The organism is Ruegeria sp. CH11, assembly GCF_056537105.1.
Map to the genome: position 1 here is coordinate 172,803 of NZ_JBQFQX010000001.1, position 12,113 is coordinate 184,915.

A 12,113-nucleotide genomic window follows, 5' to 3' on the forward strand; every position below is an offset into this window, starting at 1 on the left:
AAAAGGTCGTTGACCAACTATGGCATCATACGTCAGATTGTATGGGCCGAGGGGCGCGACACTATATCTGGTAGGACATCCAGGGTGGCGCCGGGCAAGGGACGGACAACAAACCATTCAGACGTGCGACCGGATTGTACGGTTTTGCGCTGTCAAAGGCAGCGACGGTCTTCCTGTGTTCGAACTTGGCTAGGCAAGGCGAGCGGCACTTCGCCACTCAAGATTTTGTGCCTGAGACTAGAATTTGGACGGATTGAAGCTGGGGCAGCGGATATGAAGATTGAAAGAAAGTTCACCAAACCGGGGCAGGACGCATACGCCGAATTGGACTTTGTGTCCGCGACCTCGGAAATCCGCAATCCCGATGGGACCATTGTGTTTCGCCTGGACGAGATTGAGGTTCCCGCCAAATGGAGCCAGGTGGCCAGCGACGTCATCGCGCAAAAGTACTTTCGTAAGGCTGGCGTTCCGTCCAAGCTGAAGAAGGTAAAAGAAAAAGACGTTCCTGAATTCCTGTGGCGTTCGGTTCCCGCTGATGGCGCTGAATTTGATGGAGAAACCTCTTCGAAGCAGGTGTTTGACCGTCTGGCGGGCGCGTGGGCCTATTGGGGCTGGAAGGGCGGCTATTTCTCGACCGAGGACGACGCGCGCGCTTACTTTGACGAGATGCGCTATATGTTGGCGACCCAGCGCGCCGCACCGAATTCGCCGCAATGGTTCAACACCGGCCTGCACTGGGCCTATGGAATCGACGGCCCGGCGCAGGGGCACCATTATGTCGACTACAAAACCGGCAAGCTGACCAAGTCGAAATCCGCCTACGAGCATCCGCAGCCGCATGCGTGCTTTATCCAGTCCGTTGATGACGATCTGGTGAACGAAGGCGGCATCATGGACCTGTGGGTGCGTGAGGCACGTTTGTTCAAGTATGGATCGGGCACCGGGACCAACTTCAGCCATCTGCGCGCAGAAGGCGAGGCGCTGTCGGGTGGCGGCAAATCCTCGGGCCTGATGGGCTTCCTTAAAATCGGCGACCGCGCCGCTGGCGCGATCAAATCAGGCGGGACAACCCGTCGAGCAGCAAAGATGGTGATCGTGGACGCCGATCACCCCGATATCGAGCAGTTCATTGAATGGAAGGTGCTCGAAGAACAGAAAGTGGCCTCGATCGTTGCCGGATCGAAGATGCACGAGAAGATGCTGAACGGCATTTTCGAGGCCATCCGGTCTTGGGATGGGTCCGCTGACGATGCCTATGATCCGAATTCGAACGATGCTTTGAAAAAGGCGGTTCGCGAGGCGAAAAAGGTTGCGATCCCAGAAACTTACATCAAGCGCGTGTTGGATTACGCCAAGCAGGGCCACGACAGCATCGAGTTCCCGACCTACGATACGGACTGGGATTCGGAAGCCTATAGTTCGGTCTCGGGTCAGAATTCGAACAACTCGATCCGAGTGACCAATGCGTTCCTGACCGCCGTTGAAAAAGACGCGGATTGGGAGTTGATCAACCGGACCGACGGTAAGGTCGCCAAGACCGTCAAGGCGCGCGATCTGTGGGAAAAGGTCGGCCACGCCGCGTGGGCCTGTGCTGATCCGGGCATCCAGTTTCACGACACCGTTAACGAATGGCACACGTGCCCCGAAGACGGTGAGATTCGCGGCTCGAACCCGTGCTCGGAATACATGTTCCTCGATGACACGGCCTGTAACCTGGCGTCGATGAACCTGCTGACGTTCCTCAAGGATGGTGAGTTCCAGGCGGCGGATTACATGCATGCTTCGCGCCTGTGGACCCTGACACTGGAAATCTCGGTGACAATGGCGCAATTCCCATCCAAGGAAATCGCGCAGCTGTCCTATGACTTCCGCACTTTGGGTCTGGGTTATGCGAACATCGGCGGTCTGCTGATGAACATGGGCTACAGCTATGACTCGGATGAAGGTCGGGCGATCTGTGGCGCGCTGACTGCGATCATGACCGGTGTGGCCTATGCAACCTCGGCTGAGATCGCCGGTGAGCTTGGCCCGTTCAAGGGCTATGAGCGCAACGCCGACCACATGCTGCGCGTCATCCGCAACCACCGCCGCGCGTCGCAAGGAGTGACCGAGGGGTATGAGAAACTGGCCGTGAAGCCCGTGCGTCTGGATCACGGCAACTGCCCGGATAAACGTCTGGTCGATCTGGCCATGTCCGCGTGGGATGAGGCGCTGAGCCTCGGCGAAAAGAACGGTTATCGCAATGCGCAGGCCACGGTTATCGCACCGACCGGCACTATTGGTCTGGTGATGGACTGCGACACGACCGGGATCGAGCCCGATTTTGCGCTGGTTAAGTTCAAAAAGCTGGCCGGTGGTGGCTACTTCAAGATCATCAACCGTTCGGTGCCTTCTGCGCTTGAGAAGCTGGGCTATTCCTCGGCTCAGATCGAAGAGATCGTGGGCTATGCGGTTGGACATGGCACCATCGGCAACGCGCCGGGGATCAACCACACGTCGCTGACCGGTCATGGCTTTGGCCCGAACGAACTGGCCAAGGTGGACGCCGCGCTGGAAAGTGCTTTTGATATCCGGTTCGTCTTCAACCAGTGGACACTGGGCGAAGATTTCTGCACCGGCGTTCTGGGGATCCCGGCGACCAAGCTGAACGACCCGACCTTCGACCTGTTGCGCCATCTGGGCTTTACCAAAGGGGATATCGACGCGGCGAACGACCATGTCTGTGGGACGATGACGCTGGAAGGTGCGCCGCATCTGAAGGAAGAGCACTATTCGATATTCGACTGCGCCAACCCGTGCGGCAAGAAAGGCAAGCGTTTCCTTGGGGTTGATAGCCACATCACCATGATGGCTGCGGCGCAAAGCTTCATCTCGGGTGCGATCTCGAAAACGATCAACATGCCGAATGATGCGACCATCGAGGATTGCCAGAAAGCTTACGAACTCAGCTGGTCGCTGGGTGTGAAGGCAAACGCGCTCTATCGTGACGGCTCGAAACTGTCGCAGCCTTTGGCGGCGGCGCTGGTCGAGGATGACGACGAGGCGGCGGAAGTTCTGGAAAGCGGTTCGACGCAGGAAAAGGCGGTCGTTCTGGCCGAGAAGGTAATCGAGAAGGTTGTGGTCAAGGAAATGATCCGCAGCCATCGCGAGAAATTGCCGCATCGCCGCAAGGGCTATACCCAGAAGGCGATCGTGGGTGGCCATAAGGTCTATCTGCGCACTGGTGAGTTCGAAGATGGCAAGCTGGGCGAGATTTTCATCGACATGCACAAGGAAGGTGCTGGTTTCCGGGCGATGATGAACAACTTTGCCATCGCCGTCTCGGTTGGCCTGCAATATGGCGTTCCACTGGAAGAGTTCGTGGATGCCTTCACCTTCACCAAGTTCGAACCGGCTGGGATGGTGCAGGGCAACGACTCGATCAAGAACGCGACGTCGATCCTGGATTACATCTTCCGCGAACTGGCCGTCTCCTATCTGGATCGCACCGATCTGGCGCATGTGAAACCCGAAGGAGCGACCTTTGACGATTTGGGCCGCGGCGAGGATGAGGGCGTCGCGAACGTATCCGAAATCAGCGAAAGTGCTGCAACAAAGTCTCTGGAAGTGCTGAAACAAATCAGCTCGACCGGTTATCTGCGCAAGCGTCTGCCGCAGGATCTGATGGTTCTGAATGGTGGGCAAGCAGATGTGACCGGCATGGCGGAAACCGCCGCGCAGTTCGACGCCCCAGCGGAAACCGCCGTCGCGACCAGCATGGATGCCCGCACCAAAGCCAAGATGCAAGGTTACGAGGGCGACCCGTGCGGTGAATGCGGAAACTACACGCTGGTGCGCAACGGCACCTGCATGAAATGCAACACCTGCGGCGCGACAAGCGGGTGTAGCTGAGAATACCGCCCCGGCACCCCGGGGCGCAGGGACCTCGATTTCCCCCCGGATCTCGGGTCCCGACGAACAACGGCTCAAGGCGCAAAGACTTACCTAAGTTGCCTTGGTCCATCCGGTCGACATGCCCGTGTTGGCCGCAAACAGGGTGGGGCGGAATATTTGCTCCCTCCCACTCTTTCAGGGGGCGGGTGCGCTCGCCCCATGCGCAGTCCAGGCCGCAGGCAAAAAAACACCGGGCGGTCAACGAAAAGAGCCTGGAAGGCGAAACTGACAGGGGGCTTCGGCCCCCTTTCTTTTTTGGTCATCCGAGTCGCGGTTTCAGGCAAAGGCTTGCCGGATCGGTGATCAAGCGTCGGGCAAGTTTCGCCGACACCTCGAACAGCCATTTCGCCCAGCGGTTGATTGCGGATGCGACTCGGACAAACACGCGGAGAATGGCGCGAATTCCTGATCCTCCCTCACATGGGGTGACTGAGACCGGCAATTGCGTGTGTCTGTGCCCTGTCCGGACGAAAAAACTTTGAAATCTACTCAGGAGGCACACTCATGAAACCGCAAAAACTGGCCGTCATTTCCGCAATCGCTTTTGGCCTGCCCGCACTCGCGCTGGCGCAGTCCAGTGCGGACACCAACGGAGATGGCGTTCTGACCATCGAAGAGGTACAAGCCGTTTTGCCCGAGGTCGATACCGACGGGTTCTCGGCAATGGATGCAAATGGTGACGGCGCCTTGGACGCGGATGAGATCGCTGTGGCGCAAGAGGCGGGATTGCTTCCGCCGAATAACGGCTAACGCTGCAACAACAGGCGGCTCGTCTCGTAACGGGCCGCCTTTTCAAGTGCTTACGATGGTAAGTGAATGTTGAACTTCGCCCGAAGTTCGCTGTCCAGCAAAGGGTCGAACTTGGCCGCAGAAGGGTTCGCCAGAATCTCATCCTTTCGCGCAGCAGCTTTGGCAAGCAGATCAGGCTTTCCAAGTTCTGCCCATTCCTTAGGCGAAGTGCGATCGCCGAATGTCGGATAGACATAGTCCGCCTGCATCCGGCTTAGCGTGGCATCGGTTCCCAGATAATGACCCGGCCCGCCGATGCAGACCTCGGCCATCTGATCCAGCGCCAGTGTTTCGTCTGTAACTTCGATCCCGCGGACGCAGCGTTGTGCCTGTCCAATCAGATCGTCTGCCAGGATCAGGCTTTCAAAGCAGAATCCAAGCAGTGAGGCATGCATGCCCGCAGCCTCATAGACCATGTTCACACCAGACAGCCCGGCCATCACGTTGGAACACATCTGCTCCCACCCGGCCTGCATATCGGGCATCTTGGAATCCGACGCGCCGGCCGCCGCTCCGCCAGGCAGGTCGTAGAACTGGTGCATCTGGGCGCAGCCTGCTGTCAGCAGGGCCTGTTCGCCCGAACCGATTGACATAGCTCCGGTCCGAAGGTCCAACCCAAAGGGCCAGGTGCCAAAAATCGCGGGTGCACTGGGACTTACGGCATTTACGTAAACCAAACCGGCAAGACATTCTGCCGTTGCCTGCGTAATCGCGCCGGCAATCGTCGACGGTGCGGTGGCCCCGGCCATTCCGGCAGACAGCAACAGAACCGGCATCCCACCCTTGATGCAAAGTTCCATCACTTCGCAACTTTCGGTCGCGAACTTCATCGGTGGCACGACAAAACAGTTCGAGTTCGAAACAAATGGCCGCTCGCGGTATTTATCCTCGCCGCCAGCGATCATGTAAGCCATTTCGAGTGCCGGGGGGACATGACTTGGTTCCGTGAAGGACGTGCCGACATGTTTGAACGTGCCGGAACACGCCGCGTAGATCGTGTTCAGGTCCATTTCAAGGTTGTCGGCAATGTCGCGGCACACCATCGGGCGCTGAACAAAGTGAATATTATCAAGTTCTTGGCAGATACGCGCCGCGTCGTGCAGGTCTTGTACGGTCGAGTCGCGATAGGCGTTGCCCTGCACGTCCACCATACTGACCGCAGCCCCTGCGGTTCCGTAGTGAACGCGACTGCCGGAAAGATCCAGATCGGTCTTGCCATCGCGGCTGTATAACGTGACCGAGCGGTTCGCCTTCGCCAAAGTATCCTCGACCAGCGCGCGCGGAAACCGGATCCGACCGTCATCGCCCAAGGTACAACCAGCACCGACCAGATAGTCGATTCCGCTTTGCGGGGCGTCCGCTAGGCCGATTGTTTCAAGGGCGGTCAACGCCGCCTGGTGGATTTGCTGTACCTGTGTGTCGGTCAGAACCTTGAGAGCACCGCCGGACATGCCAGGTCGGACAGGACGCAGATGCTCGGGTAAGGCAGACGCGCGCGCGGCTCGACGGGCAGAGCGCCCACCGCTGCGGGAAGAGGTACGGGATTGATCATTCATGTAGTTGGTCCGGAACAAAGGGCTGGTTTGGTGGTTTTGCGCAAGATTCAATCGCGCGCAGGCCGACCGCGCGCCGCCCGACCCCGATCAGCACCAATCGTCCGGCTGATCAGTTGGACTTTCCAGACTTCGTTTTGCATCGGTTTCCTCGATAACCTGCGACTAGTTTTTCAACCGCGCACGACAATATCTGTCCTGTTTGCGACCTTGAACAGAGTTTATTTCTGGCGTTTTCGGACATTACTTTCACGAAGAACTGCGCAAGACCGCGTGAAGAAATGTTTTTTCCCGTTATGATAGAAATCTGTTAAGATATGCATAGTTAATTGAATACATGTTTTGTTGTTTGCTGTTGTGGGGGCATGTGCGACGCTGTGCTGGAGCCGCCAAAAAGGTTCCGGCGTCATCTGTTTGGAGGTCTGTGTGACACCAACAAAGGCGATACTGGTCGTATTGATGCTGACGGGGGCTGCCCCGGCACTGGCCGAGGATTGGACCGGCCCTTATGTGGGATTCAGTTTTGGCTATGCAGATGCAGACGGGCCGGATGGTGTGAGCGGCAGCGATTCGGCCTTTGGCCCGCATATCGGCTATGACCATGACTTCGGCAGTTTTGTTCTGGGTGGTGAGCTAGAATACAACCGTCTCAACCTTGATCTGGGGCAAGGCGAGGGGAGTCTGGACAGCATCTCACGCCTGAAACTGCGCGGCGGCTATGATTTCGGCCCGGCGCTTGGCTATGTCGTTGTGGGCACCGCGCGCGCCGATACTTCGGGCGATAGCGATACGGCGGCTGTCTATGGGATAGGCATCGCCTACCCATTGAACGACAGGTTCGTGATCAGCGGCGAGGCGCTGCGACAGGACTTTGATACCCCAACGCGAACCAACGGGCAGATCCAGACCAACGTTTTCAATTTGCGCACGACCTTCCGGTTCTGACGCCTACGCCGCCCCTTTGTTCATGGCCAATTCTGCAGCAAAATCGCACACGGTTTGGACCGCGCTTGCGAACCTGTCGTCGTCGATGGTCATTGCCACACGAATGTGCCCTGCGGCAGCTGTGCCAAAGCTTTCGCCGGGCATCACGGCGATGGCGTGCCGATCCAACAGCGCGTTGGCAAAAGCGTCTCCGCTCAGGCCCGTAGCACGAATGTCCAGCATCAGATACATCGCCCCCTGCGAAGGGATCGCGGTCACGGTTTGCTGCGCGCCCAGAACGCGCTTTGCCAATGCGCGACGGCGGCGGAAGGGCTCGGCAATTCTCTCTTCCAGCTCATGCCCGGCATTCAGGGCAAAACTGGCGGCGTCCTGAATGAAACCGGGCACGCCGTAAGTGGTGTGAGTCGCCAAGTTTATCAGATTGTCGATGACCTCGGCTGGGGCAACGATCCAGCCGCAGCGCGAACCTGTCATGGCATGCGACTTTGACATCGAGCCCACGACCAACGTGCGCTCGGCCATGTTCGGCAACGCGCGCGGCGACAGGTGGCTGCCTTCCCAGACCTGGGTGTCATACACTTCGTCCGAGATCAGCCAGAGGTCCCGTCGCTGACAGACATCCGCGATAGCCTGCAAGGTCTGGTGTGAATAGACCACCCCGGTCGGATTGTTCGGCGTGTTGATCAAAAGCGATACGGCACCGTCTGTTGCGGCGTCTATGTCGCTGGCACGCGGTTGAAATGCGTCTTCAGCATGCGTTTGTACCGCTCTGGCGGCAGCTCCGGCACCGCGAATCGTGCCTGGGTACGTGGCATAGTAGGGGTCCAGATAGAGGCCCACATCACCTGGGTTGCATGTGGCCAGATGCGCCGCAAACAGGGCCGCCTGACCGCCCGGCGTGATCAGGACGTTATCACGGGTTGTCGCCACACCGGTGCGGATTTGCAGCCGCGCCGCCACGGTGTCGCGCAGCAAGTCAGTGCCCGGGACCATGGCATAACCGGTGTGACCACCACGGGCCGAGGCGTCCATCGCATTCAGGATCTCGGCATCGGTCTGAATGTCATGCTCGCCAATGGTCAACTCGGTGACGGCGTGACCTTCGGCAATCATCCGACGCGCGCGGTAGAATACGTCCCAGCCATCCGGACCGCCGCCGGTCAGATGGGTAATGCGATGCGACAGTTTCATGGCGCGTCTCCCTTCAGTCCATTGGCGGAAATGGGACAGAGCGGCAAAGAATTGTCAATCAACTTCGCGGCGGCAACTGCGCCTGAACTTTTTTCGTCAGCGACGCGCGTACGATGCCATAAGACGCGATCAGGCGGTGCTGCATTTCTTCGGGATCGGTATCCCAGGGCAGCCGAATCCAGCTGCGGTGAAAGTACGGGGCCTTGGTCCCCACGCCCGCGTCGATCAGCATTTGAGCGGTTTCGATATCCGGGGTTTTGACGGAAACGCCATCCCCGACGGACCCGATACAGGCGAACATTTTGCCACCGACCTTCCATGCGTCGTGCCCGCCACCCCAGGGGTCGGACAGGTCAGCGCCAGGCAATTGGGCGCAGATGGCGTTGACGGTTTCGCGGCTCATGCCGTGCACAGTGCCGCCCGAATGAGTTGAACTCAAGTCTTGGCTCACGTCGCCGCACGTGATATGCGATGGCTCATGAACCCGATGACCTGCATCATTATTTGCTGCATTACCTGCTGATCCATCAAGCGGGCCGGTTTCTTTCGTTTTCATCCCTGAGACAAGTTGCTAAGCCCGCGCCAACGCGAGACGTAACTGCTGTTTTAGGAGCATGACCTGATGACGACGATCAAACTGCACAACACAAGGACGCGGGCGAAAGAGGATTTCGCGCCGATCGACCCTGAAAACGTGCGGATGTATGTCTGTGGTCCAACGGTCTATGACCGGGCCCATCTGGGCAACGCGCGTCCGGTTGTGGTCTTTGATGTGCTTTATCGACTGCTGATGCATGTCTATGGCGCCGATCATGTGACCTATGTGCGCAACTTTACTGATGTGGATGACAAGATCAACGCGACCGCATTGGCCCGCAAGCAGGCCGGGGCCGAAGGATCGCTGGAGCAGTTGGTTCAGGAGCGCTCGGACGAGACCATAGGCTGGTACCTGCACGACATGGGCGCGTTGGGTGCGCTGGAGCCGAACGAGATGCCGCGCGCGACGCAATACATCGCTCAGATGATCGCGATGATCGAGGGGTTGATCGAAAAGGGTCACGCTTATGCGGCCGAGGGGCATGTGCTGTTTGCGGTGGATAGTTGGAAAGAGAGCTATGGAAAACTGTCAGGCCGGTCTGTCGATGACATGATTGCCGGTGCCCGTGTCGAGGTTGCGCCTTACAAGAAGAACCCGATGGATTTTGTACTGTGGAAACCATCGACTGATGAGTTGCCGGGTTGGGAGAGCCCATGGGGCCGGGGGCGTCCGGGCTGGCACATTGAATGCTCGGCCATGAGCTATGAACTGCTGGGCGACAGCTTTGACATTCATGGAGGCGGCAACGACCTGATGTTCCCACACCATGAAAATGAGATCGCCCAAAGTAGTTGCGCACATCCGAATGGAGAGTTTGCGCGGTACTGGATGCACAATGAGATGTTGCAGGTCGAAGGCAAGAAAATGTCCAAATCATTGGGCAACTTCTTCACTGTTCATGATCTGTTGGAAGAGGGCGTTCCGGGAGAGGTGATCCGGTTCGTTTTCTTGCAGACCCATTACCGCAAGCCGATGGATTGGACAGCCAAGAAGGCGCGGGACGCCGAGACTACGCTGCGCAAATGGCGGGCGCTGACAGCGGGCATCGAGCCCGCCGCCAGCGCGGCACCCGCGGTTATCGACGCGCTTGCGGATGATCTGAACACAGCGGGTGCCATCGCCGAGTTGCACCGTCTTGCCGCCGATGGCGATGGTGCCGGGTTGCTGGCAAGTGCGCGGGTGTTGGGGCTGCTCTCTGAGGACCTTGCGGAATGGGCCGAAAGCGCCGAAGCGGACTTTTCTTCTTATGAGGAAAAGTTGGCCGCCGCACGCGCCGCAGCCATGATCAGCAAGGATTTTTCCGAGGTGGACCGTTTGAAATCCGTCTTCCTTGCCGCCGGTCTTGAGGTTCGGATGAGCAAGGATTCGATTGAACTGGTGCCGGGTGCCGGATTTGATCCCGCCAAACTCGAAAGCATCTGACGCTGATCCATTCGCCGCACCTACAAGTCAAGCCAAAGAGCCAGAACATGACCAAAGAACGTCTTTACCTATACGATACCACGCTGCGCGATGGGCAGCAGACGCAGGGCGTGCAATTCTCGACTGTTGAGAAGGTCCAGATCACGCAGGCGTTGGACGCGTTGGGAATTGACTATATCGAAGGCGGCTGGCCCGGTGCAAACCCCACCGATAGCGCGTTCTTTGAGAGTGCCCCCAAGACGTCGGCCTGTTTGACGGCGTTTGGTATGACCAAACGTTCGGGTCGATCTGCCGACAATGACGACGTGCTGGCGGCGGTGATGAATGCCGGGACCCGGGCGGTTTGCCTGGTCGGTAAATCGCATGACTATCACGTGACGCACGCGTTGGGGATTGAGCTGGATGAAAATGTCGAGAATGTTCGCGCCTCGGTCGCGCATATCGTCGCCCAGGGGCGTGAGGCGTTGTTCGATGCCGAACACTTTTTCGACGGTTACAAGGAAAACCCTGGCTATGCGTTGAAGGTCTGTCAGGCCGCCCTTGATGCGGGTGCCCGTTGGGTGGTGCTGTGCGACACCAATGGCGGTGCTTTGCCGGCCGAGGTCGGGCAGATCGTGTCCGAGGTGATCGCCGCCGGTATTCCCGGGGACAGGTTGGGTATCCATACCCATAACGATACGGAAAATGCCGTTGCCTGCTCGTTGGCGGCGGTTGATGCAGGCGCGCGGCAGGTTCAGGGGACGTTAAACGGGTTGGGCGAACGCTGCGGCAATGCCAATCTTACCGCGCTGATCCCGACCTTGCTGTTGAAAGAACCCTATGCCTCGACCTACCAGATCGGGGTCGATCCCGAGGCGCTGGCAGGGCTGACGCGCATCAGCCGGATGCTGGATGACATCCTGAACCGCGTACCCAGCAAGCAATCGGCCTATGTGGGGGCCTCGGCCTTTGCCCATAAGGCAGGGCTGCATGCCAGCGCGATTTTGAAAGATCCCGCGACATATGAGCACGTAGACCCAGCAAGTGTAGGCAACGCACGGATCATTCCAATGTCGAACCAGGCAGGTCAATCCAACCTGCGTAAGCGCCTGACCGATGCGGGGCTGGTGGTCGAAGCAGGGAACCCTGCGTTGGGGCGTATTCTTGACCGGATCAAAGAGCGTGAGGCCGAAGGCTATTCCTATGACACCGCTCAGGCCAGCTTTGAACTGCTGGCGCGGGACGAATTGGGGCAGCTGCCGCAGTTCTTTGAGGTCAAGCGCTATAAAGTGACGGTCGAGCGGCGCAAGAACAAGTACAACAAGATGGTCAGCTTGTCCGAGGCTGTTGTTGTCGTGAAAGTCGACGGAGAGAAAAAGCTGTCGGTGAGCGAGTCTATGGATGACAGCGGCAGTGACCGGGGGCCTGTGAATGCGCTGTCCAAGGCGTTGGCCAAGGATCTCGGGCAATACTCCCGCATTTTGGATGACATGCATCTGGTGGACTTCAAAGTGCGGATCACCCAGGGCGGTACCGAAGCGGTGACTCGCGTCATAATCGACAGCGAAGATGGGCAGGGGCGGCGCTGGTCCACTGTGGGGGTCAGTGCCAACATAGTCGACGCGTCGTTCGAGGCATTGTTAGAGGCCATTCAGTGGAAACTGGTGCGCGATTGCGGGCCGCAGTCCGCAGCGGCCGAGTAG

Annotated in this window: 8 protein-coding genes; 5 read left to right on the forward strand and 3 right to left on the reverse strand. The window is 58.4% G+C overall.

The genetic code is table 11. The annotated features are described in order from the left end of the window. The first annotated feature begins 273 nt into the window (after positions 1-273). Together ACR0LX_RS00880 and ACR0LX_RS00885 are read left to right on the forward strand one after the other, a co-directional pair. On the forward strand, positions 274-3,891 hold the full coding sequence (locus ACR0LX_RS00880; protein ID WP_480782190.1) for a vitamin B12-dependent ribonucleotide reductase: 3,618 nt from the start codon (positions 274-276) through the stop codon (positions 3,889-3,891). A 546-nt stretch (positions 3,892-4,437) separates the two neighbouring features. Then, the gene (locus ACR0LX_RS00885; RefSeq protein ID WP_480569962.1) at positions 4,438-4,683 is read left to right on the forward strand and encodes an EF-hand domain-containing protein; all 246 of its coding nucleotides are present in this window, start codon (positions 4,438-4,440) and stop codon (positions 4,681-4,683) included. 50 nt (positions 4,684-4,733) lie between these two features. Here the strand turns inward: ACR0LX_RS00885 and ACR0LX_RS00890 are convergent, their stop codons facing one another. Beyond that, positions 4,734-6,278, reverse strand: a complete 1,545-nt coding sequence (locus ACR0LX_RS00890) for a trimethylamine methyltransferase family protein (protein ID WP_480782191.1) — start codon at positions 6,276-6,278, stop codon at positions 4,734-4,736. Between the two features lie 423 nt (positions 6,279-6,701). On the opposite strand from ACR0LX_RS00890, the gene ACR0LX_RS00895 reads away from it, so the two are divergent. Continuing rightward, positions 6,702-7,220 (forward strand): outer membrane protein, encoded by a 519-nt coding sequence (locus ACR0LX_RS00895; RefSeq protein WP_480782192.1) that lies wholly within the window; start codon positions 6,702-6,704, stop codon positions 7,218-7,220. Positions 7,221-7,223: 3 nt separating this feature from the next. Here ACR0LX_RS00895 and ACR0LX_RS00900 read toward each other — a convergent pair whose 3' ends face one another. Both ACR0LX_RS00900 and ACR0LX_RS00905 read right to left on the reverse strand, forming a co-directional pair. Beyond that, a complete protein-coding gene (locus ACR0LX_RS00900; protein WP_480782193.1) occupies positions 7,224-8,411 on the reverse strand; it encodes a pyridoxal phosphate-dependent aminotransferase in 1,188 nt (395 codons plus the stop codon). A 58-nt stretch (positions 8,412-8,469) separates the two neighbouring features. Further along, entirely contained in the window at positions 8,470-8,814 is a 345-nt protein-coding gene (locus tag ACR0LX_RS00905) for an MmcQ/YjbR family DNA-binding protein (protein ID WP_480782628.1), read from the reverse strand. Positions 8,815-9,033: 219 nt separating this feature from the next. Here ACR0LX_RS00905 and cysS point away from each other — a divergent pair, with 219 nt between their 5' ends. Both cysS and cimA read left to right on the forward strand, forming a co-directional pair. Continuing rightward, complete coding sequence (gene cysS, locus ACR0LX_RS00910) at positions 9,034-10,431, forward strand: cysteine--tRNA ligase (protein ID WP_480782194.1); 1,398 nt, start codon at positions 9,034-9,036, stop codon at positions 10,429-10,431. A gap of 47 nt (positions 10,432-10,478) precedes the next feature. Continuing rightward, the gene (cimA, locus tag ACR0LX_RS00915; protein ID WP_480782195.1) at positions 10,479-12,113 is read left to right on the forward strand and encodes a citramalate synthase; all 1,635 of its coding nucleotides are present in this window, start codon (positions 10,479-10,481) and stop codon (positions 12,111-12,113) included.

Coding starts and splice junctions, on each gene's coding strand:
- ACR0LX_RS00885 (WP_480569962.1), top strand. CDS start 4,438: ATGAAACCGCAAAAACTGGCCGTCATTTCCGCAATCGCTTTTGGCCTG.
- cimA (WP_480782195.1), top strand. CDS start 10,479: ATGACCAAAGAACGTCTTTACCTATACGATACCACGCTGCGCGATGGG.
- ACR0LX_RS00900 (WP_480782193.1), bottom strand. CDS start 8,411: ATGAAACTGTCGCATCGCATTACCCATCTGACCGGCGGCGGTCCGGAT.
- ACR0LX_RS00890 (WP_480782191.1), bottom strand. CDS start 6,278: ATGAATGATCAATCCCGTACCTCTTCCCGCAGCGGTGGGCGCTCTGCC.
- ACR0LX_RS00905 (WP_480782628.1), bottom strand. CDS start 8,814: ATGAGCCGCGAAACCGTCAACGCCATCTGCGCCCAATTGCCTGGCGCT.
- cysS (WP_480782194.1), top strand. CDS start 9,034: ATGACGACGATCAAACTGCACAACACAAGGACGCGGGCGAAAGAGGAT.
- ACR0LX_RS00880 (WP_480782190.1), top strand. CDS start 274: ATGAAGATTGAAAGAAAGTTCACCAAACCGGGGCAGGACGCATACGCC.